Source organism: Ruegeria sp. CF2 (assembly GCF_056537385.1).
Genome location: NZ_JBQFRL010000001.1, coordinates 690216 through 715869, shown reverse-complemented (window position 1 = coordinate 715869; position 25654 = coordinate 690216). Strand labels below are relative to the sequence as shown.

25 protein-coding genes are annotated in these 25654 nt (G+C 57.4%); 11 read left to right on the top strand and 14 right to left on the bottom strand.

The window, feature by feature from the left end; genetic code table 11:
- Positions 1-57: 57 nt before the first annotated feature.
- Positions 58-369, bottom strand: a complete 312-nt coding sequence (locus ACR0IR_RS03500; protein WP_170363765.1) for a cupin domain-containing protein — start codon at positions 367-369, stop codon at positions 58-60.
- 35 nt (positions 370-404) lie between these two features.
- Complete coding sequence (locus ACR0IR_RS03495; RefSeq protein WP_170363766.1) at positions 405-1085, bottom strand: GntR family transcriptional regulator; 681 nt, start codon at positions 1083-1085, stop codon at positions 405-407.
- A 259-nt stretch (positions 1086-1344) separates the two neighbouring features.
- On the opposite strand from ACR0IR_RS03495, the gene ACR0IR_RS03490 reads away from it, so the two are divergent.
- The 4 genes from ACR0IR_RS03490 to ACR0IR_RS03475 all read left to right on the top strand — a co-directional run bounded on the left by ACR0IR_RS03490 (position 1345) and on the right by ACR0IR_RS03475 (position 5058).
- A complete protein-coding gene (locus ACR0IR_RS03490) occupies positions 1345-2130 on the top strand; it encodes an SDR family NAD(P)-dependent oxidoreductase (RefSeq protein ID WP_170339865.1) in 786 nt (261 codons plus the stop codon).
- Between the two features lie 51 nt (positions 2131-2181).
- Positions 2182-3165 carry a TRAP transporter substrate-binding protein gene (locus ACR0IR_RS03485; RefSeq protein WP_170363767.1) on the top strand — a complete coding sequence of 328 codons (984 nt, stop codon included), beginning with the start codon at positions 2182-2184 and terminating at the stop codon, positions 3163-3165.
- A gap of 114 nt (positions 3166-3279) precedes the next feature.
- Positions 3280-3768 (top strand): TRAP transporter small permease, encoded by a 489-nt coding sequence (locus ACR0IR_RS03480; RefSeq protein ID WP_254441527.1) that lies wholly within the window; start codon positions 3280-3282, stop codon positions 3766-3768.
- A gap of 9 nt (positions 3769-3777) precedes the next feature.
- A complete protein-coding gene (locus ACR0IR_RS03475) occupies positions 3778-5058 on the top strand; it encodes a TRAP transporter large permease (protein WP_170339264.1) in 1281 nt (426 codons plus the stop codon).
- Between the two features lie 181 nt (positions 5059-5239).
- Here the strand turns inward: ACR0IR_RS03475 and ACR0IR_RS03470 are convergent, their stop codons facing one another.
- Positions 5240-6496 (bottom strand): NADH:flavin oxidoreductase/NADH oxidase family protein, encoded by a 1257-nt coding sequence (locus ACR0IR_RS03470; RefSeq protein WP_480778964.1) that lies wholly within the window; start codon positions 6494-6496, stop codon positions 5240-5242.
- A 51-nt stretch (positions 6497-6547) separates the two neighbouring features.
- Here ACR0IR_RS03470 and ACR0IR_RS03465 point away from each other — a divergent pair, with 51 nt between their 5' ends.
- Positions 6548-6925 (top strand): MerR family transcriptional regulator, encoded by a 378-nt coding sequence (locus ACR0IR_RS03465; RefSeq protein ID WP_170363770.1) that lies wholly within the window; start codon positions 6548-6550, stop codon positions 6923-6925.
- A gap of 51 nt (positions 6926-6976) precedes the next feature.
- Here ACR0IR_RS03465 and ACR0IR_RS03460 read toward each other — a convergent pair whose 3' ends face one another.
- From ACR0IR_RS03460 to ACR0IR_RS03435, 6 genes are all read right to left on the bottom strand, one after another.
- Complete coding sequence (locus ACR0IR_RS03460; protein ID WP_170363771.1) at positions 6977-7708, bottom strand: proteasome-type protease; 732 nt, start codon at positions 7706-7708, stop codon at positions 6977-6979.
- 11 nt (positions 7709-7719) lie between these two features.
- Positions 7720-8517 carry a transglutaminase family protein gene (locus ACR0IR_RS03455; protein ID WP_170363772.1) on the bottom strand — a complete coding sequence of 266 codons (798 nt, stop codon included), beginning with the start codon at positions 8515-8517 and terminating at the stop codon, positions 7720-7722.
- 3 nt (positions 8518-8520) lie between these two features.
- Positions 8521-9462: an alpha-E domain-containing protein gene (locus tag ACR0IR_RS03450; RefSeq protein ID WP_170363773.1), complete on the bottom strand. Its 942-nt coding sequence runs from the start codon at positions 9460-9462 to the stop codon at positions 8521-8523.
- 2 nt (positions 9463-9464) lie between these two features.
- Complete coding sequence (locus tag ACR0IR_RS03445) at positions 9465-10883, bottom strand: circularly permuted type 2 ATP-grasp protein (RefSeq protein ID WP_170363774.1); 1419 nt, start codon at positions 10881-10883, stop codon at positions 9465-9467.
- Positions 10880-11035, bottom strand: coding sequence for a hypothetical protein (locus ACR0IR_RS03440; protein WP_170368240.1), 156 nt, complete (start codon positions 11033-11035; stop codon positions 10880-10882). Before ACR0IR_RS03440 ends, ACR0IR_RS03445 begins: the two co-directional genes overlap by 4 nt.
- Positions 11036-11121: 86 nt before the next feature.
- Entirely contained in the window at positions 11122-11994 is an 873-nt protein-coding gene (locus ACR0IR_RS03435; RefSeq protein WP_170368239.1) for a LysR family transcriptional regulator, read from the bottom strand.
- Positions 11995-12114: 120 nt separating this feature from the next.
- On the opposite strand from ACR0IR_RS03435, the gene ACR0IR_RS03430 reads away from it, so the two are divergent.
- Positions 12115-12987 (top strand): TauD/TfdA dioxygenase family protein, encoded by an 873-nt coding sequence (locus tag ACR0IR_RS03430; RefSeq protein WP_217358572.1) that lies wholly within the window; start codon positions 12115-12117, stop codon positions 12985-12987.
- A gap of 51 nt (positions 12988-13038) precedes the next feature.
- Positions 13039-14073: a zinc-binding dehydrogenase gene (locus ACR0IR_RS03425; RefSeq protein WP_170339278.1), complete on the top strand. Its 1035-nt coding sequence runs from the start codon at positions 13039-13041 to the stop codon at positions 14071-14073.
- A gap of 201 nt (positions 14074-14274) precedes the next feature.
- Here the strand turns inward: ACR0IR_RS03425 and ACR0IR_RS03420 are convergent, their stop codons facing one another.
- Positions 14275-15834: a fasciclin domain-containing protein gene (locus ACR0IR_RS03420; protein ID WP_480778963.1), complete on the bottom strand. Its 1560-nt coding sequence runs from the start codon at positions 15832-15834 to the stop codon at positions 14275-14277.
- Between the two features lie 212 nt (positions 15835-16046).
- Between ACR0IR_RS03420 and ACR0IR_RS03415 the strand changes: the two genes are divergently transcribed.
- Both ACR0IR_RS03415 and ACR0IR_RS03410 read left to right on the top strand, forming a co-directional pair.
- Positions 16047-17786 (top strand): type I secretion system permease/ATPase, encoded by a 1740-nt coding sequence (locus ACR0IR_RS03415; RefSeq protein WP_170363778.1) that lies wholly within the window; start codon positions 16047-16049, stop codon positions 17784-17786.
- Entirely contained in the window at positions 17783-19108 is a 1326-nt protein-coding gene (locus ACR0IR_RS03410; protein WP_170363779.1) for an HlyD family type I secretion periplasmic adaptor subunit, read from the top strand. Before ACR0IR_RS03415 ends, ACR0IR_RS03410 begins: the two co-directional genes overlap by 4 nt.
- Before the next feature lie 193 nt (positions 19109-19301).
- Here ACR0IR_RS03410 and ACR0IR_RS03405 read toward each other — a convergent pair whose 3' ends face one another.
- The 4 genes from ACR0IR_RS03405 to ACR0IR_RS03390 all read right to left on the bottom strand — a co-directional run bounded on the left by ACR0IR_RS03405 (position 19302) and on the right by ACR0IR_RS03390 (position 23214).
- Positions 19302-19676: an alpha/beta fold hydrolase gene (locus ACR0IR_RS03405; RefSeq protein WP_170363780.1), complete on the bottom strand. Its 375-nt coding sequence runs from the start codon at positions 19674-19676 to the stop codon at positions 19302-19304.
- Between the two features lie 381 nt (positions 19677-20057).
- On the bottom strand, positions 20058-21134 hold the full coding sequence (locus ACR0IR_RS03400) for a PLP-dependent cysteine synthase family protein (protein ID WP_170363781.1): 1077 nt from the start codon (positions 21132-21134) through the stop codon (positions 20058-20060).
- Between the two features lie 113 nt (positions 21135-21247).
- A complete protein-coding gene (locus ACR0IR_RS03395) occupies positions 21248-22780 on the bottom strand; it encodes a phospholipase D family protein (protein WP_170363782.1) in 1533 nt (510 codons plus the stop codon).
- Between the two features lie 299 nt (positions 22781-23079).
- Positions 23080-23214, bottom strand: coding sequence for a hypothetical protein (locus ACR0IR_RS03390; RefSeq protein ID WP_480778962.1), 135 nt, complete (start codon positions 23212-23214; stop codon positions 23080-23082).
- Between the two features lie 548 nt (positions 23215-23762).
- Between ACR0IR_RS03390 and rsgA the strand changes: the two genes are divergently transcribed.
- Complete coding sequence (rsgA, locus tag ACR0IR_RS03385) at positions 23763-24845, top strand: ribosome small subunit-dependent GTPase A (protein ID WP_170363783.1); 1083 nt, start codon at positions 23763-23765, stop codon at positions 24843-24845.
- Positions 24832-25617, top strand: coding sequence for a VOC family protein (locus ACR0IR_RS03380; RefSeq protein ID WP_170363784.1), 786 nt, complete (start codon positions 24832-24834; stop codon positions 25615-25617). Before rsgA ends, ACR0IR_RS03380 begins: the two co-directional genes overlap by 14 nt.
- Positions 25618-25654: the final 37 nt, after the last annotated feature.

The following is a 25654-nucleotide window of genomic DNA, read 5'->3' as shown; positions in this document are numbered from 1 at the left end:
AGCCGCAAGGCTTCAAGATAATCGCAGCCCGAGGCAAGGTCGCTCGCGAAATGCGCCTTACAGAAAGTCGTCCCGCCTGGGCGTGAAACAGTCGATCAACTCTCCGGCCGCTAGGCAAACACAACCATGGCTAACCCCGGATGGAATGATCAGGCTGTCACCGGGTCCCAGCTCTCGCTCCTGGTCTCCGATGACGAAATTGAACCGCCCTGACCGCACAAATGTCGACTGCACATGCGGGTGGTCGTGCAACGCGCCTTCGGCACCCTCTTCAAAGCGGAACGACACCATCATGAGGTCTTCGTGATCTGCCAAAACCTGGCGCGCGACGCCCGGGGCGGGCGACACAATCGGATAGCTATTGGTCATGATGCAGTGTCCTCGGTCAGGTGGCGGCGTTCATTTCACTCGAAATACTCGGCATGTTTCGCGTGAACCTCTTCGATGGTCTTGTCGATACGGCCCAGATGACGGCGAATGGTTTCGCTCGCTTTCGTCTCGTCGCGGTCTGCAAGCGCCTTGGCCAGCGCCACATGATCCCGAACCAGAGTCTCGGCCTCGCTCTCGCGCCCAAGGCTCAGAACGCACAGGCGGTCGATCTTTCTTTTGCATTCCTGAATCGTGTCAAAGGCCAGCGGGTTGCCGCTCAGCTCGCATATCAACCGATGAAAGTCATAGTCGAGTTGATGAAACTCTTCGGCCTCGTTCCTTGAAACCACGTCTTTCTGCCGCTTGAGGTTGTCCTCCAGCAGCTTCGAGTATTGGGGCTTCCAAACCTGGCACGCAGCGCGCACCACCTCCAACTCGACGGCCAGGCGAACAAAGCGTGCATGACCGATCCGTTCCATTGAAAAGCTGCGGACCCGCGTGGCTTTCTGAGGCCGGATCAGCAGCAAGTCCTGCGCCTCGAGCCTGTTGAAAGCATCGCGGACGGGCTGCCTGGACACCTCAAATTTCTTTGCGATGTCTGCTTCGGACAGCTTCGTCCCCGGCAGAATTTCAAGCGACACGATCGCCTCGTACAGGCTCTCATAAACGATATCGGTGGTTGTGCGCCGCTCGATCTTGTCCGTAATACTATGCATTTCCTGCCTTTTTCTGCGCGTGGCCAACTCGGGTGGTTTTCCGTGGCTCGAGGCCCCTCCCTCGATACTCGTCAGTGTATCTCCAGCCAATTGATTTGGCACGCGCCGTGCGATGCCCTTTGTGATCCTCAAACAAAGTTGTTGACAATACTAGTATCCTAGTCGACTAAAATACACAACACTGCTTCTTGCCCGTTCGAACTCAAAGATCGGAACGGGCGCGCCGGCAGGCTGACCGGGGATCCAAAGGGACAAGAGAATGACCGAATTGAACGCTGAACAGATTGGCCTGAACCGGGACCTTGCAGGGAAGGTTGCGATCGTGACCGGCGGGGGGCGGGACATCGGCCGTGCCTGCGTTCTGAAACTGGCCGAGGCAGGAGCGTCGGTCGCAATCAACTATCACAGCTCATCTACGGGTGCAGAGACGGCGGTCCAGGAGATTACGGCTGCCGGCGGTCAGGCGATTGCCGTACAGGGCGACATGACGTCAGGCGCAGATGTGGACAGGCTGGTCTCAGAAACGATTGCCGCCTTCGGGCCCCGGATCGACATTCTTGTCCACGTGACCGGAGGGTTGGTGGCCCGAAAGACCCTGTCAGAGATGGACATGGACCACTGGCGTTACGTTATGGACCTGAACACCACTTCTTTTGCCCGCGCCGTTCAGTCGGTGTTGCCGCACATGAAAAAAGGCGGCGCGATCGTCGGGTTCGCCAGTCAGGCGGGTCGTGACGGCGGTGGTCCGGGCGCGGTCGCCTATGCGGCCTCGAAGGGGGCGGTCATGACGATGACACGTGGGCTGGCCAAGGAACTGGGGCCCGAGATCCGGATCAATTCGGTTTGCCCGGGCATGATCGACACAGACTTCCACAATGTCTTCACCAAGACCGAAGTCCGAACCAACGTGGCCAGCGCCACACCGCTGAAACGCGAAGGCACGTCCGAGGATGTGGCAAACCTCGTCGCGTTTCTGGCCTCGGACGCCGCCGCATTCATTACGGGCGCGAACATCGACATCAACGGAGGCCTGCTCTTTTCATAGCCGGCTCCGACCGATCACCAAAAACATCTGTCTGCTTCTAGGGAGGAAAGCATGAACATCAAACTTACAAAAACACTGATCGGCGCCGCAGCCATGGTCGTCGCGACCGGCAGCGCATCTTTGGCCGAGGATTGGCGCGGGTGGAACATCCACGCAGACGGCTACCCGAATACTGTCGCGATGGACAAATTCGCCGAACTGGTCACCGAAAAGACCGGCGGTGAAATCAACCTGCAAATGTTCCACGGCGGCACATTGGGCAGCCAGCCCGATGCGGTCGAACAGGTCCGCGCTGGCGCTCTGGAGGTCGGAAATTTCAACCTGGGTCCAATCGGACCGATTGTCGCCGAGGCAAATGTCGTTTCATTGCCCTTCATCTTCAAGGACGTCCCTCACATGTTTCGCGTTCTGGACAGCGAGGGCGGTGCCGCGATCGCGGCCGGTATGGCAGCCAAGGGATTGACCCCGCTTGCCTGGTATGACGCCGGCGCCCGATCCTTCTACAATGGCACCAAGCCGATCAATACCCCGGCCGATGTCCAGGGCATGAAAGTTCGGGTCATGAACAACGATCTGTTCACCGGCATGATTGCCGAACTTGGCGGCAACCCCTCGCCCATGGCCTTCGCCGAGGTCTATCAGGCCCTGAAGACCGGGGTCGTCGATGGCGCCGAGAACAACTGGCCGTCCTACGAGTCGACCGGCCATTTCGAGGTTGCCGGCTATTACTCGCTGTCCCAGCACCTGATCATTCCTGAATGCGTTTGCGTCAACACCGACAAATTCAACGCCTTGTCGCCCGAACTGCAGGCCGCAGTCAGAGAGGCGGCGCAAGAGTCCGCCGAGTTGCAGCGGCAATTGTGGGCCGAACGTGAAGCGGCCAGCCGCGCGGCGGTTGAGGCTGCGGGTGTGGTAGTCAACGAAGTGCCCGACAAAGCGCCGTTCCAGGCCGCGATGGCCCCGGTCTACGAGGCCTATTTCGCAACCAACCCTGACCTCCGCCCGTTGGTTGAAACCATCCAGGCGACCGAGTGATCGAACCGTATCGGATCTGATACAGTCCGGCCCTGCCAATGCGGGGCCGGACATCCGATCAAGAGTTTCAGGCTTATGAGCAATACATCTCCGCCCCCGTCTTCAGTGCGCACTATGGTCCGGATCCTCGACCGCATCGCCGATGCATGCCGGATCGTGACCGGTGTCGCGCTGGTCGTGGTCACCGTCATATTCGGCTGGCTCGTCTTTGGCCGCTACGTCCTGAACGCAACGCCAACGTGGGTCGAGCAGGTCGCCCTGCTGCTGGTCATGACGATCGCGTTCATCGGCGCGGCGGTCGGTGTGCACGACAACACGCATTTGTCCGTGTCCCTCGTGCGCTCGGCCGTTCCGCGGCGAGTCAGGGCGGCTCTGGTCGTTTGCACGGATGTGATCATGGCCGGATTCGGTGCTCTGATGCTGGTGTTCGGGGCGCGGCTTACGATGTTCAAATGGGGGTCGCTCATCCCCTTGATCCAGGTTCCAGAAGGCTTGCGGTCATTGCCCCTGACCATTGGCGGGGGCCTTATCCTTGTGTTTTCCGTTGGTCACCTGATCCGCCTCTGCGTCGGTTTTGACGAGCGAAAAGACAGCATCGAATAGAGGCGGATCATGGGAATTCTACTTTTGCTTGGCGTATTCGCCCTGTGTGTATTGATCGGAACACCCGTGGCCTTCGCCTTGGGCATTGCCGCCATCTCGGCCTTCTGGTTCGAAGGTTTGCCGCTGATGATCGGGTTCCAGCGGATCATCTCGGGCATCAACGTTTTCTCGTTGATGGCAATCCCGTTCTTCATCTTCGCCGGCGAACTGATGTTCCACGGCGGGATCGCCATGCGTCTGGTGCGGTTCGCGTCAGCCGCGGTCGGCGCAGTTCGCGGGGGCTTGGGCATCGTGAATGTGTTTTCTTCGATGTTGTTTGGTGGAATTTCCGGATCGGCCATTGCCGATATCTCTGCCTTGGGCTCCATCCTTGTTCCGGTGATGAAAGAGAAAGGCTACGACGCGGATTATGCGGTCAATGTGACGGTCACGTCGTCGATCGCAGGGATCATCATCCCTCCCAGCCACAACATGATCATCTTCGCCATTGCGGCGGGCGGCGGCATTTCGATCTCGAAGCTTTTCCTCGCGGGTGTAGTTCCAGGAGTGTTGATGTGCCTCTGCCTTGCCGTCGCCGCGTATCTTGTTGCGGTGCGCCGTGGATATCAGGCCGAAACCTTTCCGGGCTGGAAGGCTCTGGTCATCAGCTTTCTCAGCGCGATCCCCGGGCTGCTGACTGCCGTGATCATCGTCGGAGGTGTCCTGTCGGGCATTTTCACGGTCACCGAATCCGGAGCGTTCGGCGCAATTTATGCCTTTGTCGTCACGCTCGTAGTCTACCGGAGTATCACCTGGGACAAGTTCTGCATCGCGGTTGCGTCGGCCGTACGTACGACGGCCATGGTCATGATCCTGATCGCCTGCGCGGGCGCCTTTGCCTACATGCTGACCTTCTACAGAGTGCCGGACAAAACGGTGGATCTGCTGACAGGCCTGACGGAAAACCCGATCCTTATCCTGCTGATGATCAATGCGGTCTTGTTGCTTCTGGGCATGATCATGGACATGGCTGCCCTGATCCTGATCTGCACGCCGATCTTCCTGCCGGTTGCCAACAGCCTTGGCATTGATCCCCTGCAGTTCGGAATGATCTTGCTGGTGAATCTGGGCTTGGGACTGTGCACCCCTCCGGTTGGCTCCTGCCTGTTTGTCGGCTGCGCCGTTGGCAAACTGCCGATGGAAAAGGCGGTTCGGACGATATGGCCCTTTTACCTGGCAATTCTGGTCGCTCTGATGCTGATCACCTTTGTGCCCGCAATCTCGCTGACCCTGCCAGGGTTGCTTGGATAGAAAGGGCGAGCACGCAAAAATTCGGGCGCAACCTGTGTAAGGTTGCGCCCATTTCCAACTCTGGCGGCAACGGAAGAAACACCTGCGGTCGGCGCCGGAAACCGAGCGTCAAAGGTGCCGCCACACGGTGATTACCCGCACAAACGCCGTTGGCTCCCTGCTTTAGGCGTCCCTGACCACATCATGCCCGGGCATCGCGCCAGGAACGGTATCGTTTCGTCCATCGCTTCGCCCGCATCTGATTTCGCATCAGCGCGAGAAATGCCGAGTGAGGTACTTTCGGTGGCTTGCCATTTGCCAGTCGTTCAAGCTGGAAATACGCCAGCACCATCGAGGCGAACCCCGCCAGCCTTTTGTTTTTCCAAGACACTTCCGGGATATTGACCGACTCTGATTTGCCATTCCGCCAGTTTTCGACAAGATCAGGTTCAAACGCCATCGCGCGAGCCACTCCCAGAACCGAGACGCCAATCCCGCCCCGGTTGTTGGCCAATGCATCCTCGGCAACAGCCCGAGAGCGAATGCCGCCGGTCACCATGATCGGCATTTTCGCGTCAGCAGCGATCTCCCGCGCGAAGTCTACAAAATAGGCTTCGCGCCGGGCCGTGCTGGAGCCATCCTCCTGCCTGCCCTGCATGGCCGGACTCTCATAGGAACCGCCGGACAATTCGACCAGATCAATAGCCATATCGCCAAGTTGGTTGACCACCCATTTGGCATCATCCTGCCCAAATCCACCTTCCTGAAAATCAGCCGAGTTCAGCTTCACCGAAACGGTAAAACTCCTGGACACGCTGGCCCGGATCGCGCGAACGACCTCAAAAAGGAAGCGCGCCCTATTCTCCAAAGAGCCGCCCCAATGGTCGGTACGGCGATTGGTCAAGGGCGATAGAAACTGGCTGATAAGATAGCCGTGGGCGGCATGTATCTGAACGCCGTCAAATCCTGCTTCTTCGGCCAACGCGGCTGTTCGAGCAAAACGGGCAATCAGGTCTTGAATTTCGGCCTCGGTCAGGGCCCGCGGCGGGTTGAAATTTTTGGACATACCGGGGATCTCGACCGGAACGTCGGACGCCGACACCGTTTCTTCTCCCAGGCTCGCCAGGACCTGACGACCGGGATGATTGATCTGCATCCAGATTGCTCCGCCGCGCATCTGCCCTGCCTCGGCCCATTCCAGGAAAGGCGCAAGATCAGTTCCGTCTTCCAGAACCACGCTGGCGGGGCCGGACAGCGCATCAGCCGAGACCATTACATTTCCAGTGATCAACAGGCCCGCGCCGCCCGCGGCCCAGCGGCGGAAAAGCCGGTGAATTTTCTCGTCTGGCACCTGCCCGAAAGCCGCCAGACTTTCTTCCATTGCAGCTTTTGCCAGACGGTTTCTGAGAACCGCGCCATTTGGCAATGTGAGCGGTTCGAACAGCGGTGAAACAGTCATCTTGGGATCCTTTTCTTCTCGATCCCAGGTGATATAAACCTTCGATAATGGTTGAAGGTCAAGGGCATGAAGATCGGAAAATTGGCAGAAGCCACGGGCGTGTCAGCGTCAAGCATTCGGTTCTACGAAAAACACGGCCTGATCCCACCGCCCGAGCGCCTAGAGAACGGTTATCGCGACTATCCCGACGCAATGATTTCCCGTATCAAAACCATCGCAATGAGCAAGTCGCTTGGCTTTTCTCTGTCGGAAATCAAGCGCTTCCTTCCGGAAGACCCGGAAATCACTATCCCGCGGCCCGAGGTGATCGCGAACCTAAAAAGCAAGTTGGCCGATGTGGATCAAAAGATCAAAGACCTGCACGGGATTCGCCGCGACTTGGACCAGATGATCGCCTATCTGAGTGACCCTGAGTCAAATGGCTGCTGAGGGTTTGGCAGCCTGAAACCTGCGCCCTGCGGGAGCACAAGATTTCGCTCCTCAGGCTTCGTATGCCGGAAGCTTTGACAGGGCGACCTTCAGCGCATCGCCCCACCCTTCGGATATGGTCCGAAAGTACTGATCGTCAGGCTCGAACCTTGAACGCGTGCCGGCCGTAAGGCTGTCTTCCTCATAAAGCAGCAGATCAAGCGGTGCACCGACGGACAAATTGGCCTTGATCGTTGAATCGAAACTGACCAGCAACAGCTTTACCGTTTCGGAAAAGCTCATGTCCGGATCAAACGCACGTACCAGTATGGGGCGGCCGTATTTCGTCTCACCGATCTGAAAGAACGGGGTATCCTCACCGGCCTCGATGAAATTGCCTTCGGGATAGATCAGAAACAGGCGCGACGGGCCGCCTTTGATCTGCCCCCCCAGGATCAGGGTTGCGTGAAAGGCGCTGTCTGCCTGTTGGCCCGCTCGGGAATGCCCCTCGATGACGTCGTTCAGCGTTGCTGCAACCAATTGGGCGACCTGAAACATCGTCGGCACCTCAAGGATCGACGGCGACCGGTCTTCCGGGGCTTTTGTGCGTTCTTCCAGCAGGCTTATGGTGGCTTGGGTGGTCGCCAAGTTGCCGGCCGTCAACAAGGTGATCGAACGGTCGCCTTCAACGGTCCAATTGAACATCTTGTTGAAAGTGGACACGTTGTCGACACCTGCATTCGTGCGCGTGTCCGACATGAAAACCAGTCCGCGGTTCAGCCGCATGCCCACAGCATAGGTCATCAGGTTCTCCGTTACTGCTGTGCGACCTGCAATTGAACCGTCAACTGCTCGCCCGCTGCCCCAATTCTGTTTCCTATTACCGGGGCCGCCTGGGCATAGTCCAGACCGGTTGCGACACGCACGTATCGATCATCGGGTGAAATCCCGTTGGACACGTCGAATCCAACCCAGCCAAGCCCGTCCAAATGAACCTCGGCCCACGCGTGAGTGGCATCCTGCAATTCGGTTTCGTTCATCATCAGGTAACCCGAGACGTAGCGGGCCGGCACACCGATCTTCCGCGCACAGGTGATGAACACATGCGCATGGTCCTGGCACACGCCGCGCCCGGCCTTGAGAGCGTCTTCTGCCCTCCAGTCCGGGTGCGAGCCTCCCACTTCGTAGGAGACCTGAGCCCGAACGCTTTCGGACAGGGCATGCATCCGCTCAAGCGGCTCACCATCCGGCAAAGCGGCAATCACGTCTGCAACACCCTTGCCCGGCGTTGTCAAAGGCGTGCTCCGCTGAAAAAGCCACAACGGCGTCGAGCCCTCGTGACGTCCCAACACACCATGCGTGTCTTCAACCTCGACAACACCTTCGGAGATTAATGAGATGCTTTGGGTATTCGCTTCGAAACTGATCAGTTCCACCGTGTTGCGATGGTAGTCCTCAAAGCTCAGCTCCTTGCGCCCCCCGGTCACTTCGGTGCTCCAAGAGAGGATATTCTGATTGCGGAAGGATTTGGGAGTTTTTCTCAGCTGCTGCAGGCCAAAGGGAACCGGCGCGTCGAAATCGTATCGTGTCTCGTGGCGAATATGCAGTTTCATTGGTCACTCATAGAACCGGTAGTCAACTTCAATCTGGCGGCTCAAGTCTCCGAGATCCTTCAAAAAATCCTGAATGTACTCGTGTAGCCCAAGGTCAAAGATATCGGAAATCTGCCGGTCGAGGTACTTCTCGGACAGCGCATTGGCCGCCGTAACCGACGGCCCCGCAAAGCCATAGTCTTTGCTGAGATAAGAAAGGTTCTCTTGGATTTTCCTGCAGCAGAAATGCAGGCTGCGTGGCATCCGCTGATCGAGGATCAGAAACTGAGCGATTTCCGACGGCCGGGTATTCTGGCCGTGGGTCATGCGATAGCCACCACCCGCACCCACGGACCGCAGGATGCTCTCCCATTGGATGTTGTCCAGTGACGAACCGACCGAAAAGGCCGTGGGTAGAAGGACATAGTACTTCACGTCCAGGATGCGCCCGGTATTGTCGGCCCGCTCGACAAAGGTGCCGATCCGGGTGAAGTCGAAAATATCGTTGCGCAGCATGGTCCCTAGCGTCGCACCACGAACCAGAGCCGCCTGTTGACGAATAAGCTCCAGCGTCCCCGGCAGGTCTCTCTCGTTCACGCGGCGCTTCATGGCTTGATCAATCTGCATCCACGTGGCGTTCACCGCGCTCCAGACATCATGGGTCAATGCGGTTCGAACAAGGCGCGCGTTGTCTCGCGCCTGCTTGATGACCGACTTGATCGAGGATGGATTGTCGGCATCTCGCAACATCCAATCCACGGCATTGTCTTTTGAAATCTCATCATATTTGGCGCTGTAACCGCCGAAAACGCCGGCGGTTTTCAGAACCGAGCCCCATTCCGCATCGGAGTTCTTGGTCCGGGTCAGCGCCATCCTCTGGCCTGTTTCAAGCAGTCTGGCCGTGTTTTCCGCCCTCTCAAGATACCGGGACATCCAGAACAACCCGCCAGCAGTTTTTCCCAGCATGGTCAGTCCTCCAGAACCCAGGTGTCTTTGGTCCCGCCGCCTTGGCTTGAATTCACGACCAGGGACCCTTTTTTCAGCGCAACGCGCGTCAGGCCGCCGGGAGTGATCTCGATCCCATCCGGGGACACCAGAACAAACGGCCGCAGATCGACATGCCGGGGGGCAAGTCCCGAACGGGCGAAGATCGGCACCGTCGAGAGAGACAACGTGGGCTGCGCGATATAGTTCGACGGCCGCGACTTGAGCTTGTCACGGAAGGCCGCAATCTCTTTCTTGCTGGCGGTCGGGCCGATCAGCATTCCATAGCCGCCCGAGCCGTGCACCTCTTTGACGACAAGATCCGACAGGTTGTCCAATACGTAGGACAGCGACTCCGGGTCGCTGCAGCGCCACGTAGGAACGTTTTTGAGCAGAGGCTTCTCGCCCGTGTAGAACTCAACGATTTCAGGCATGTAGGAATAGATTGCCTTGTCATCGGCAATGCCCGTGCCCGGCGCGTTGGCGATCGTGATGCCCCCGGCCCGATAGACGTCCAGAATGCCGGGTACGCCCAGCGCGCTGTCCGGGTTGAAATTCAGCGGGTCCAGGAAATCGTCGTCAACCCGGCGGTAAAGAACGTCGATTGGTTTGTAACCACGCGTGGTGCGCATGCAGACGCGCCCATCGACAACCCGCAGGTCGTGGCCCTCGACCAGTTCCACGGCCATCTGATCGGCCAGAAACGCATGTTCAAAATAGGCTGAATTGTAGATCCCCGGAGTCAATACCGCGACGGTCGGCTCGCCGTCCGCGCAGGCCGGCGCACTGGACGCAAGCGAGCGTCTCAGATTGCGGGGATAATCGGATACATTGCGCACATTCGTGGCGCTGAAAAGCTCGGGGAACATCTTCAGCATGGTTTCCCGGTTCTCGAGCATGTAGCTGACCCCGGACGGCGTACGGGCGTTGTCTTCCAATACAAAGAACTCGTCTGGCCCGGTACGCACCAGATCGACGCCAACCACATGGGTGTAGACCTGCCCTGGCGGTGAGACACCCAGCATCTGCGGCAGGAAGGCTTCGTTGCTGGCAATCATCTCTGCCGGCACGCGACCGGCACGCACGATTTCCTGTCGGTGATAGATGTCGTGAAGAAACGCATTGATCGCCCGAACCCGCTGTTCGATGCCGCGTTCCAGACGCTGCCATTCGCGCCCTGAAATCACGCGCGGAACGATATCAAATGGGATCAAACGTTCTTCGGCCTCGGTCTTGCCGTAGACGTTGAAAGTAATCCCCGTCAGCCTGAATACTTCTTCGGCTTCGCGCTGTTTGGCCCTCAGCCGTGAGACATCTTCCGCATTGAACCAACGTCCGATCTCTTCGTACGGACCTCTGAGAGATCCGTCGCCGTTGAACATCTCATCAAAATACTCGCTCATACGAGAAGTGTGACGATCAATTCAAACTTTGCAAGTTGTACGGGCTTTTCCAGTTGGCGGCCTACCAAGAAATGCACAGTTTTCGAGCGAACAGCAGCCCGGCCGTCGATGACGAAACTTGTTTTGGGTGCAGCAAAAATCATCGCCGCCACTCTACCGGCTTCTGGCTTCAATGACGTGCAGCCACCAAAGCAATCCTCGAAAGCAATCAGGGGCTACGGCTCCGCCTGAGAACCGACTAGGTGCCCACCGCATCCAGCAGCGCGCCCCGGACTGCGTCTACCATTCTGGCACGGGGTGACATTGCCACACTCGCAAGACCGACGATGCGTCGGGGTCCGAACTGCTCCAGAGGAATTTTTCTGAGCCGCAAATGGTCATAAGACGCCAGACGATTGTCAGGTATGATCGAGACTCCGAGTTCAGCGGCGACCATGCTTGATATTGCCTCGAGGCCTTCAAGCTCCATGGCGTCTTTGACTTCTATGCCCATCCTTTGCAACCAGGTCTCGATCTGCCTCCCCACAACCGCGTCGCGAGTGAACCGAATAAACGGCAACGCGCCGAGCAGTTCTTCGGGAGAAAGGTCCGGAGTATTTTCCGAGACGAGCAGGACCAGTTTCTCGGTCACGATTTCCGAGAACTCCAGCGACTTCGGCAGGATATCCGGGCGTGAGATGATTGCTGCGTGAACCTGCTTGCGGTCCAGCTGCAACAGCAGTTGATTGGTCAAGCCCGGAACAAGTCTGACACGCACGTCAGGATGTTCTGACTTCAGCCTTGATAACGCAGCAGGCACCAAACCCGTCAAAGTCGTTGGAACTGCACCCAAGATGATCTCGCCGGCAAGTTCCTTGTCTGATCTCACCTTGTCGGTCAGGCCGTCATAGGCGGCGACGACCGCCGCCGCTTCTTCGACAAGCATGAGCCCCGCACTGGTCAGTTTGGGTGTCTTCGCCGACCGGTCAAACAAGTCGAGCCCCCACATGACTTCAAGGTTCCGCATCTGATGGCTTACCGCCGACGGCGTCAGATGCTCGGCCTCCGATGCGGCTCGAAAGCTTCCATGCCGATGTATTGCGATCAGAGTTCGCAACGCTCGAATGCTCATCTCAAAGACCTCGCCACCTTTGTCCGGGTCCACAATAGGTGAGAGATTTTCACCGATGGATCAAATCATTTTCGTTTTTGTTCACATTTTTTGATCTGTACCCTGCGCGAAACATGCTCAATGAAACAGCGCCCCGAGGTCCCCATGGTTGCCCCAAAGTCCAACACCTACACGTCCATCGTTGCCAAGCCTTTCGCCCCGAACCTCGGGGCCGAGATCTATGGGGTCGATTTGAGCCAGCCTGTGCCCGACGAACAGTTCGCCGAAATCCGCGATGCCTTTCACACCTATCAGGTTCTGTTCTTCAAAGAGCAGAAAGAGATACCGCCTGCGCAGCACATCGAGTTTGGGAAACGCTTCGGGCCGCTCCACGCACACCCCGCAGCCCCAACGATGGAAGGGTATCCGGAGATATTCGAGATCCATGCCACCAAAAATTCAAAGGTAGCCAACGGTGAGTTCTGGCACTCGGACGTGTCATGTGATGAGACGCCGCCATTGGGAACAATGCTTCAGATCCACATTGCCCCTCCTTGCGGCGGGGACACCATGTTCAGCGATATGTATGCGGCTTACGATGATCTGTCCGAACCGATCAAAAGCATGCTCGGCGGCCTGTCCGCCCTCCACAGCTCCGAGCACATATACAAGGGCCGGTACAGCGACCGGGGCCAAAAGGACGCCGATATTGATTGCCCCGAAGCAATTCATCCGATCGTCAGAACTCACCCCGAGACAGGACGAAAATCGCTGTTCGTCAACCGAACGTTCACAACGAAGATTATCGGCTTGTCGGACAAGGAAAGTGAGGCGATCCTCAACATGCTTTTCGAGCATGCCGAACAGATCAACTATCAAATCAGGTTCCGGTGGTCGCTCAACGATATGGCGTTTTGGGACAATCGTTGCTGTATGCATCGTGCCATCTGGGACTATTGGCCCGCGGAACGAAAGGGGCGGCGTGTAACCGTGAAAGGCGACCGACCCGTCTAGTTCTGACGGGACGGGATTTCACGGTCGAAGAAACCATTTTGGGAGCGCGAAGTGCGAGCTGCAGTCGTCAGAGAGTTCAACGAGGACCTTTCGATTGAAACGGTCCCGGACCCAACCTGCCCCGACAACGGAGTGGTCTTGGAGGTCGCCGCCTGCGGCGTGTGCCGCTCGGACTACCACGGCTGGTCCGGTGCCCACCCGAAAGTTCAAAACGGCTCCATCCTAGGGCACGAATACTGTGGCACCGTGGTCGAGGCCGGGTCCAATGCGAAACACAAAGTGGGTGATCGCCTCATCGCCCCATTCATCCTAGGGTGCGGCAGTTGCCATGCCTGTCAAACCGGAGTGTCGAATACCTGCGCCAACCAGATCGTTCCCGGATTTGGCGCACCGGGCGCCTATGCGGAATATGTTGCGGTGCCCTTTGACCATAACTTGGTTCACTTGCCAGACACACTCTCCCCTGCCCTCGCCGCCGGCCTGGGCTGCCGCGTCACCACCGCATGGCATGCTTTGACGGACCGAGCAGATGTTGCTGCGGGCGAATGGGTTGCCGTCCATGGAACCGGTGGAATTGGTCTGTCCGTTCTCTTGCTTGCGAAAATGCTGGGATGCCGGGTTGTCGTGGTGGATGTGGTCGATGAGAAACTCGAGCACGCAAAACTCCACGGCGCGGACGCGACGGTCAATGCATCCAAAGAGGATGCGGCGACCGCGATCCTGGATATCACCGGTGGAGGAGCGCAGGTTTCCATCGAAGCTCTGGGCATCGAAACAACGACGAACGCTTCGCTGGAGTGCCTCGCGATCTTGGGCCGTCATGTACAGATTGGGATGCCGTCGGGTGAAGGTTGGATGCGCATGAACATGCGCGCGATATATTCCAAACAGCTCTCGGTTTATGGCACCCGGGGCATGCCGTCCTGGAAGTACCCGCGTCTGCTTGGACTGATCGAGCGGGGTAACGTTGACATACAGCCGATGGTGGCCCGAGAGGTCCGCCTTGAGGATGCCAGCGGTGAGCTTCGCGCGATGCGTGGCCCGACCTCGCCCGGCACCGCCGTAATCACAAGTTTTCGACCTTGATTGGGTGCCTGTGCCTTGCAGGATGCACGCGGACCCAAATAGTTAAAGTATTTAAAAATAATAACTTAAGGCGAGTAACGTCGTTTGCCCGGGCTGTCGCCACACACACGCCAAAACACTGTTCCCGAAAAATATTGTGAAGCCGTTTCAACAAGAAAAGCCCGCCCAAACAGTTTTGGTCGGTCCAGGCGGGCTTGCCTATCAGAGAATGAAATCACCTTCGTCTAGGCTGCTTGCGCGGACGCCGAACAACGAGATTTCCGTGTCTCCCAAATCGATCTTGGTCTTGAAGAAACGGCCGCTGATCGCATCCTCGACTTCCTCGTAACCTGTGAAGCCATAGGCGCTGAGGTCGATCTTGTCGCGACCTGCGCGAAAGCCGAACACAGTGTCATGACCGCCGCCTTGTTCGAAGACGAAGCTGTCAGAGCCCGAGCCGCCGATGAGTTTGTCGTTTCCGGCGCCGCCCGCGATCTCGTCGTTTCCGCGGCCGCCGAAGATGATGTCGTTTCCACCCTCGCCGTTCAGGGTGTCGTCACCCTTACCGCCGAAAACTTTGTCCCGACCGTCACCGGCGAGAACCAGATCGTCACCACTTCCTGCGAAAACGATATCGTTGCCGCCTTTGGCATCGATCAGGTCATTGTCCCGACCTGTGCGGATAACTTCGCGACCGTCGTCTCCGATGACGAAATCGACTGCCCCTGAACCGTCAGATTGCAGTAGATCGGCGGGCAGCAGAACGCCGTTCAACACATGGATCACACCGTTAGACGCCTGAATGTCGGTCTCGATGAGGCTTGGATCCTGAACGTCCGGATCGGCATCGACTAGGGTAAGGGTCTCGGCATCCACACCAATCGTTCCGCCCTGGAGCGTTTCGATTTCCTCAGACGCCAGAACCTGGCTGGCCTGCAGGCTTTCACCCGAGACATGGTATGTCAGCACCGTCGTCAACAGCTCGATGGGATCGTTTCCGCCGTTGAGCAAACGCAGTGCGTCAACAAGGTATGCAAACGCTCCGCCCTCATCGCTGCCTTCGTATCCCAGTGAGTTCGAGAGCGCGATAAACGCGTCATCGGTCGGCGCGAAGGCGGTAAGGTCGGCATTCGGGTCATTAAGGGCGCCCGCCAGATCAGCCGCGATCAGAGCTTCTCGGAGAATGTCGAAATCACCTCCGTTTTCGTCAAAGCCGGATGCGCCGCTTACCGCCAGAACGGTTTCCGTAATCGTCGGGGCGTCATTGCCTGGCAGATCGATCGGCAGCAGAACGCGATCAATCACGTGGACCACGCCATTGTCCGCCAGGATGTCTGTCTGCACCAGCGACGGATTGATGAGGTCCGGCTCCAGATCGCCAAGTGTCGGCAGTTCGGACGCGTCGATCACGCCGCCCTGAAGTGAGGTCACCGAACCCGCCGACGCAATCTCGGACGACCCTTGGGCGCCAGCTGCAACATGATAGGTGACGATCGTCTCAAGCAGCGTTGCGGTTTCGACCGGATCTTCGTTCAGAGAGGTCAGAAATGCGGTTACGGCTGCGGTGTCAGTAACGTCGCCCGCAAAACCCAGATCAGCTGCGAGCTGCCCGAATGCCGCGTTTGTCGGGGCAAAAACCGTGTAGGTCGCAGAAGGGTCACCGGCTGTTCCACTGAGGACACCGAGGTAGTCAGTCCCCTTCTGGTCATCGATAAAACCTATTGCTGCGACAAGAATGCTAAAGCTTGGATTTCCTGCGGCAATTCCTGCAATTGTCGTCATAATTTCCTCCACCTGAGTTTTTCAAGCCAACGATTGGCTTACCGCTGGTACGGAGCGCACAGGTCGTTCGGATCAAATATTTCTGAATCACGATATGTCCCCGGCGGTGGCGCGTAGATCGTTCCTGGGCCCGCTAAGGCCGAAACCAAAAACAAATCCAACCGGGTCAGATCAGCGTATCGATCAACAGTTGAGAGCAAAGGTGACGGCCAATGGGAAAACCCAAATTCGTAGTTGAAACGGGGCGTCAGGAACTTCGCGAAGTGCGTCGGGAAAGCTGGCGGCTGTACGTTTTTGTCGGTGTTCTCAGTTGCTTCACCAACCTTCTGATGCTGACCGGGCCATTGTACATGCTGCAAGTATACGACCGGGTTTTGGGCAGCCGATCGGTGGAAACGCTGGTCGCTCTCTCGATGCTTGTTGCGTTCCTGTACGGCATTCTGGGCCTGCTTGAATATGCTCGGGGAAGGATTTTCGGACGCGTCGCGGCGCGTTTCCAGGCACGCCTTGACCGTCGGGTATTCGAGGCGGTGCAGCGCAAGGCCTCAGTCGCTCCAGACGATCAAACGGAAACCGGCCTGCGCGATCTTGAGGCTGTTCAGCGGCTTTTGTCTTCTCCGGTTCCAATGGCCTTTTTCGACGTGTTTTGGACTCCCGTCTTCCTCTTGGGCATCTGGATATTCCACCCTTGGCTTGGTGCTGTCGCTGCGCTGGGTGGCTTGGTCATCTTGGCACTGACGGGCTTGAACCGATTTTTTTCGGCACGGCCCATGTCGAATGCCAGCCACGCTGTCGCCTCGTCCGAAGCGATGTCCAACCAGTTGCGGAACGAAGCCGAAATCGTTGAGGCGATGGGTATGCGCGATGCGACCTACACGCGGTGGAAGAAATTGCGCGACCGGGCGCTGAAGGAGCAGATCCGCTCGGCTGACGTAAGCGGCAGCTTTGCCAACGTAACAAAGACTTTCCGGTTGTTTTTGCAGTCGGCCATCCTTGGCGTTGGTGCATTTCTTGTGCTTCAGGGGGAACTGACTGCAGGCGCAATGATTGCCAGCTCAATCCTGCTGGGCCGGGCGCTGGCACCGATGGAGCAGCTTGTGGCGCAATGGCAGTTGGTTCAGACCGCTAAAAGAGGCTGGGACAATCTGGCAGAACTGCTCGGCACCGTACCGCCCGAGCGTGTGAATACGCGACTGCCGAAACCCAAAGCCAAGTTGGTGGTTCAAAACCTGACCGTCTTTCCGCCGAACTCACGGCAAGCCGCTCTGAAATCCGTTTCGTTCAACGTGAACCCCGGTGAAGCGGTTGGTTTGATTGGATCATCCGGCGCGGGGAAGTCCACACTCGCCAGATCCTTGACTGGCGTATGGCGTCCGCACAGCGGCACGATCCGGCTGGATGGCGCCGCGCTGGATCAATACGGCTCAACCGAACTTGGCGGCCTCATCGGCTATCTTCCGCAACGGTTTCAGCTGTTCGACGGCACGATTGCCGAAAACATTGCCCGAATGGCGCCCGAGCCGGACGATACAGCCGTCGTGGCCGCCGCAAAGAAGGCAGATGCGCATGAGATGATACTGCGGCTCGCTGATGGCTATGACACCTACGTGTCGGCGAACGGAGGGCAGCTGTCCGGCGGTCAGATGCAACGTATCGGCCTTGCCCGCGCCATGTACGGAGACCCCGTTCTGCTCGTGCTGGACGAACCTAATTCAAACCTCGACGTCGAAGGCAGTGCCGCGGTCAATCGCGCAATTGAAGAGTTCAAGGCAAACGGAAAATCCGTGTTGATCGTGGCCCACCGGCCGGCCGCAATCCAGGAATGCGACAAGCTGATAATGCTTGAAAACGGCACCGTCCGGGACTTCGGCGCCAAGAAAGACGTTCTTCGGAAACTCGTTATCAACCACGAGAAAATCGCAAGAACCGCCAGACAGGGAGGCCTGAAATGAAACCGGAACGGTCCGACGCAAACTCGTCTGTTTCCTGGTCAGCGCGCGGACCAGTGGTCGTGGGTCTCGTGGGCCTGATGCTGTTGCTTGGGGGCTTTGGATATTGGTCCTTCACGACCAATATTGCCGGGGCAATCGTTGCCAGCGGTCGAATTGAAGTCGATCAAAATCAACAGGTTGTGGAACACCCCGATGGCGGCGTGGTCGCCGAGATACTTGTTGACGAAGGGTCCTTGGTCGAGGCCGGTGACGTCCTGATCAAGCTGGCATCCAATGACCTTGCCACCAAATTGGCGATCGCCGAAAAAGAGCTTTACGAACTCATGGCCCGCCGCGGCCGGCTTGAGGCGGAAAGAGACGGAACCGAAGAAATCCGCTTTGATCCCGTACTTCAGCAAGCCGCATCTTTGGACATCGACATCGCGGACTTGGTCTATGGGCAGGAACGATTGTTTGTGGCGCGCAAGCAATCCATCGCGCAGGAGATCGATCAGCAACTCAAAAGAGTTGGTCAGATCGACAGCCAGATTGTCGGGATTGATGCTCAAAAACTGGCGCTTGCCACCCAGCTGGACCTGATACGAAAGGAACTGACGGATCAGGAGTCCTTGTTCGAACGCGGATTGGCCCCCGCATCCCGCGTCCTGTCATTGCAGCGGGAAGAAGCACGCCTGAGCGGCACGATGGGTGACCTGACAGCCCGTATCGCGGAATCCGAAGGGCGAAAGACCGAAATCGAGATTCAAATCCTCAAGTTGCAAAGCAAACGCCGCGAAGATGCCATTACCCGCCTCAGGGACCTGCGGTATCGGGAACTGGAATTACGCGAGGAAACGACGAATATCGCAGAGCGTATCGCCAATCTTGAAATCACGGCGCCGGTCTCTGGGGTCGTACACGGATTGAACATCTTCAGCCTTGGCGCGGTTGTGAAACCGGCTGAACCGGTATTGTACCTCGTTCCGCAGGATCGTCCGCTGATCATAAGTGCCCGCGTCGACCCCATTCACGTCGACCAGATGTTCGTCGGACAAGATGTCGTTTTGCGCTTTTCGGCCATGGATCAGCGCAAGACGCCCGAATTGACAGGACGGGTCACCCTGGTTTCTGCGGATGCGTTCGAGGAAGCTTCGACAAACCAGACCTACTATACGGCCGAGATCGCACTGAACGCCGGCGAGCAGAAAAAACTGCCCGCGGAAACACCTCTGGTTCCTGGAATGCCGGTCGAAACTTTCATACGGACGCAGGACAGAACACCGATTGCCTACCTGATCAAACCGTTCAGCGACTACTTTGCGAAAGCGTTTCGTGAGACTTGAGTGTGGGCCCCGTGTCGCCGTCAAATCAAGCCACGAGCGGTTCACATAGGTCTTTCTGGCCCTGCGCGGGAAACCCGTGCGCTGCGACTGGCACGAAGATAAACCCGCTTGGCTCTTGAATAAACGCCAATGAACCTTCAACAGCCCGAACTCGGCTGTTTCCTGCAGAGCGCCCTGCCGCCTGCAGTGCCCATCACTCAAGAAAGTCGGAGACCAGACGCTGGAATAGTTCAGGCTTCTCGGCATGAACCGCATGGGCGCAACCCGGCACGACCGCAAGCGAGGTCTTGGGGATTTCTTGCCAAAGCATATGCGTCTGGCTCCACGGATAAGTCCGATCCCGATCGCCCCAAAGCACAAGTGTTTCCTGCCGAATTTGGCTGAGGTTCTGCTCTCCGGACCAAGAGTACATCGCGTCCAGGCCGGCGTTTATTGCAGCCAGATCGCTTTGCGCGGCAACGGCGGCGCAGTGCTCAAACCCTTGTCGGGCTGCACGATCCAGAGCCAAGTTGCAGCGATCCGATGGGCGGTTGCGGCAGGCGATTTCCTGAGAGATCGTGCCGCCCATCAAGCGCCCCAAAAGGTGATGCCACGCCAGCCTGAGATCGCGGAGGTGCTGGATCCCCCACTCCGCCCTGCGGAAGGGCGCGTGGGCACTGCTCAGTTGACGGCCGGTGTTCACTCACGGCTAAGACCATGAAATCGTTGGATAACGTTCTGGCACTCTCGATCGGCACTTCATTGCGACACTTGTCCGACCAGGCGCAGCTTGAATAAGGACACGCGGCATTCAAAAAAGTCCGTTCAACGCCTGCAACGCGACCCAACCGGAGCGTTAGATCGTCCAACCAAGCAGTGCCGCAACCACGCTGTTGGCAGAATTTCAGACGGTATCAACGCCGCAGATCGAACGGTGCAATACCTGCATCGACGAGCAACGAGACCGGACTCACTCAGTCGGCATTTGCGCCGTTGGTGTCGACATGGAAATCGCTCGTTCCTCATCCGTCATATCTTCGGCAACCCCGTCAAAGAGCGGTGTCGAAAGATACCGTTCGCCTGTGTCGGGCAGCATCACCAGCATCACCGATCCGTCCGGGGCGCTTTTAGCCACTTCCATTGCGATGGCAAATGTGGATCCCCCTGAAATTCCAGTGAAAATCCCCTCCTCTGCGGCCAGACGCCTGGACCAGGCGATACCGTCCGCTCCGGCGACGGGAAGCAGTTCATCATAATAAGCATTGTCCAGAGCTTCCTGAAGCACGTACGGGATGAAGTCGGGCGTCCAACCCTGAATGGGATGCGGTTCAAAGGCCGGATGGCTCTCAGTCGGTTGGTGGGCCTCGTTGCGGGTGTTCACGTAGCCAGACCCGACAATCGCAGCGTTTGCAGGCTCGGTCAGGATGATCTTGGTGTCAGGGCGATCGCGCTTGAGCACGCGCGACACGCCCGAAACGGTGCCGCCTGTTCCATAACCGGTGATCCAGTAATCAAGCCGCTCTCCTTCGAAATCGCTGAGTATTTCCCTCGCTGTCGTGGCCTCGTGGATGTCGGCGTTGGCGCTTGTCTCGAATTGGCTGGCGAGAAACCAGCCATTTGCCTCGGCCAACTCCTTGGCCTTGGAGTACATCCCGAAACCCTTGAGCGCGCGAGGCGTGAGCACAACCTTGGCCCCAAGAAACCGCATCAACCGGCGGCGTTCCACCGAGAAGCTGTCAGCCATAGTGACCACAAGCGGATAACCCTTTGCGGCACATACCATCGCAAGACCTATCCCGGTATTTCCCGAGGTAGCCTCGACGACCGTTTGCCCGGGTTTCAGCCGACCTTCCCTTTCGCCAGCTTCGATGATGTTCAGCGCAAGGCGGTCCTTGACCGAGCCCGCGGGATTGAAGGCTTCAAACTTGACGTAGACCGTCACGTTGGCCGGAGCGATTTTGTTGATGCGAATGCACGGCGTGTTGCCGACCGTGTCCAGGACGCTGTTGTATAGACGGCCGCGCCCGGATGTGGTTCGAACTTCCATGTGCCCCTCCTGCTTATCCACTTTTCTTCAAATGCGAAGAAGACTGCCACAAGCGCGATGCAATTGATAGAACGTCAACAGCACAGTAGAAGAACGGATCTTCTCCCACGCTACTAAAGCTGAGAGCCGATTGGCAAAATACTAAAAAACCCAGCCACGATATGATCCCAAGCCGAACCCGTTGGTTCAGAGTCATATTCGAGGATTTCTCCGTTCTCGCCCCGGGTTCTCCATTTGAGTTGGCCAGCACTCTCCAGCGTCACATGATATGTATATGCTGGAAGCGCATCGTCCAAAGCACCCATGGTTTGTGCGGTCAGCGCCGGAGAGTCGATGAGAATGCCCATTTCCATGTTGATGTTGACTGAACGCGGGTCCCAATTGAACGAACCGACAAACAGATATCTGTCATCGACAGCGAACGCTTTGGAATGAAGACCTGACCGAGATTGAGCCCAGTTTATTCCACGACGTTGGACCTGATAAGCGTCAGGCCGCAATTCATAAAGCTCGACCCCACCACGCAGCAACGCCCGGCGTTTCTTGGCATAGTGCGCATAGACTGGTGCTACGTCGTTCGAAGCAAGCGAGTTGGTTACGACTTTGACGTCGACACCTCGGTTTTCCAGTTCGGTCATCCACTTCACGCCGTTGTTGCGTGGCACGAAGTAGGCCGAAACGATATTGACCTCCCTGTCAGCACCTTCGAAATACGGCAGCAGTTGCGACGCAAGAATTGGATCTGAGTTATCGAGCCCTGCGGCTTTGGAAGGCGGATCAGCGTAGAGTTTTGCGGGCACCCAATCCAAGGAAAGCGTGCCGTCTGCAAAACTCTCCCTTGCAGATTTTCTGAGAGCTTCGCCGTACTGGGTCTGCTTTGCCGCCTCCACGAGCTCATTCAATCTGCTTCGCGCTTGGCCAAGCGAAAATTCTTCAGGTTGCCCGACGACCACGCGGGCCGGAACCGCGAACTCACTGTTCCAGTACTCGTCAAAGCTTTGCGAAACTTCATTTACGACGGGACCGGCTGCCAGAACATCCAGATCCGCATAGTTCATCTCCTCCCGTGCCAGGAAGTACTCGGCGCCGATATTCCGGCCACCGACAATTGTGAACACATTGTCTGCGGTCATCGACTTATTGTGCATTCTGCGATTGATCCGCTTGAAATCCGTGAGCCCGGCAATGATCAGGCTTTGGTCGCGCCAGAAAGGATTGAACAGACGGATTTCAATATTCTCGTGGTAGTCCAAAGCGGCTGTCATCGCGTCGTATCCGGATGTGTCCATGTCATCCAAAAGCAGGCGAACACGTACGCCTCGATCCGCCGCCTGCAAAAGGCTGGCTGCAAAGAGTTGACCTGTCGGGTCGTTATGCAAAAGGTAGTATTGAGCGTCGATCGATTGTTCAGCCGCTGCAGCGAGTAGAAGCCGTGACACCAAGGCTTGTTCACCGTCGCTGATCAATTTGACACCGGACCGGCCGTCTTTGGGGTCCCCAAGCCGGGTCGCCGTCTGCCCAAGTGTGCTGTTTGTCCTTGCCGAGAATGAAACCGAATTGGTTTTCTCATATGTACGAACTTTTGGGGCACAAGCGACAAGAGCGAATGTGCAGAACGCACAAAACATGATTGTCCAAGGCTTCATCGACTTCCTCCGCTCGTCACCCATAGGTGACTACGCCAAGAGGCAAGAATGCAAGTATGTTCCGAGAAAGGTCAGGAGGTTTCCTGAAGTAGTGTCGTTCCAGAGGAATTGCGGTTCGAAGCCAGTCAGCCGGCTACGGCTGAAATTTTTTTCGGCTGACGAAGCGCCTTGTCCACAATCGAAAGGCAATCTGTTCGTCGCTGAATCGTTTCTTCGGTATCGCTACACTCCCTCGTTGCCAGAAATATACCCAAAATTTCGCACTCGGTTCGGACCAGTTTCAGGGGTCAAGACCACCCTCACAGCGCGCCCGGAAAAAGGTGCACGATTGCAGGGGTCCTTTTCATCAACGGGATCGCAGTGTCGCGAAAAAAGCGGCCAAATTCCTCTTCTTTTCCCGGCCGCGTTGTCACCTGAAAAATGCGCATGATCATACATCCGTCCTCCCAAAGGTGCGGTTTCTGAATGTATGTGTGCCTCGCACGATCCAGCTTAGCATACTCGATACCGAGTTTCAGTTCAGGGCTCGGAGCAGTCGCTTATAGTCCAATTCGACAGGCGCATTGCGCACGAAGCCGCCTAATATTCAGATTGTTGGGATGTGTGGTAACGGCCCAAGGAGGACCTTGGGGAATTTTTGACCCGGTGTCGTCAACTGCTGTTTCCAGCACAAAAGGCTGCTACGCGGGTAAAGTTCACACAGTCTTCTTCGTGTTGAATGGTCGCTACAAAGAACTGACGAAGTGCGCCAATTCACCGGTCAACTGTTGTGTTGTGCCAGCCGTCATCCTATGTGCACTTCATCGGAAATGGAGATTTTATGTCCCGGTAAGGAAGGGAGGCAGCGCGCCTCCCGGAGCATATTCAAGATCTGAAGCACCGCCGTCGCTTTGTTGCCGACGGAGTGTTTTGATGTGCGCACTCTTTCCTACCATCAGCGCCCAAATCTGACCTGGGCCAGAGACATGAAAGTGAACACCCTATGACAAGGGATTACTCCGACTTCCTTCCGCTTCGCGCAAGCGACGCCGGATCGCACGCCAATCTCAGCCCTCTTCAGGCATTGGGATGGCAACCGTTTTTCGCCCAACAGATCAGCGTTGAAGACTTGTCGGCGACACCTCCCGTTCGCGTTGTCGAAGTGCATCGCAATGGGCTGCATGTCGTCGGTGACGGCATCGATACGGTACTTCCGCCTGGAGCCGACGCAACTGTCGGAGACTGGCTGATGCTGGACTCCACACGTCCGCGATCCAGTCGGGTTCTTGAGCGCACAAGCCTCATCAAGCGGCGTGCGCCCGGAACCGACCGGCAGGAACAACTGATCGCGGCGAATATTGATACGGCCTTTATCGTCACGTCTTGCAATCTGGACTTCAAGGTGGCCCGGCTGGAACGCTATGCAGCTCTGGCTTTTGAGGCACGGATGACACCCGTCATCGTCGTCACAAAGACCGACCTCGTGACAGACCCGCAGAACTATATCGACGCTGCCCGCGCGGTATCGGACATGATCGACGTGGTCGCCCTTGACGCCCGCGGAGACGCGCCCCGGACAAAACTGCTTCCCTGGTGCAACCCCGGCAAGACGGTGGCGTTTCTCGGCTCATCTGGTGTTGGTAAATCAACGTTGGCCAATGCGCTGCTCAAGAGTCAGTCCATTGAAACCCAAACCATTCGTGAGGACGACGCAAAGGGGCGGCATACGACAACGCGGCGCGAGCTTCATGCGATGCCCAATGGCTGTCTGGTCCTGGACACTCCAGGCATGCGGGAACTGCAGCTCACCGACGCAGCGGAAGGCATCAATGATCTTTTCGCCGACATTCAGGAGTTGGCCGCACAGTGTCGATTCAAGAACTGTCAGCACGATTCTGAGCCGGAATGCGCTGTTTTGAAGGCTATCGATGAGGGTGTTCTTGATGGCGATCGGCTTCGCAGATGGCGCAAGCTCATGGCCGAAGATGCGTTTAACTCGGCGAGTCTTGCGGAACGCAGGTCGCGCGACAAGGCGTTCGGGAAGATGGTCCGCGGAGTCAAAAAACTCAAAGATGTCAGGAAGTAAGGCAATGACACAGTCGAAAGCCGGTCAAATCGTATGGCATGACCTATTCACACCGGACAGGGCGCGTTCAATGGCATTCTACCAGCACGTCGCCAACTGGTCTTTTGAAGTCGAGCGGGCATCGGATTTTGCATGGGGTGGCGGCGAGCAGGATTTCGTCCTCGCCCTCTCCGGTGACGAAGCGGGCGCGGGATTGATCGAGACGCCTCCGGAGCAAGCGAAGGGCTGGGTCGCCTACATCGAGGTCCCCGACGTGGACCTGGCGGCCAAGCGCGTCGACACGCTCGGAGGCAAAATAGTTCGGGAGCCATTCGAGGTGCCGGGCGTCGGGCGCAACGCACTCGTTCGCGATCCGCTCGGCGCTTTGGTGGGGATTTCGCTGTCTCGGCACAGTTTCCTCGTGCCGAGACGGCAGTTTGGCCCTGAAGTGTATATCAGCAACGGTGAGGACTTTCCGCAGGCGTTCTACATCGAACTCTTCGGATGGCAGGTGTCTCCCGATCGGGACCAGGATTGCGCCACAATCCTCGGGCCTCGGGGCCGTCTTGTTGCAATCCAGCATGCCGCGACTTGGTCAACTCCCTCAAACGCATCTTGGGTCCCTTGCCTCAAAGTTACTTCAGTCCCCGACCCCATCCGTGTTGCTGAAACCAGAGGCGCACGTCCGGCCTCCTTGAATGTGAGCGAAACCGTTCAAGCTCAAATCCCCATACTATGTGATCCAGACGGAGTGCCGTTTGCGTTCGGCGGCAAGCAGACAAACCCCTCCTAGCCGCTGGCAAATTCCACTCAGGAACTGCAGAGCGGAT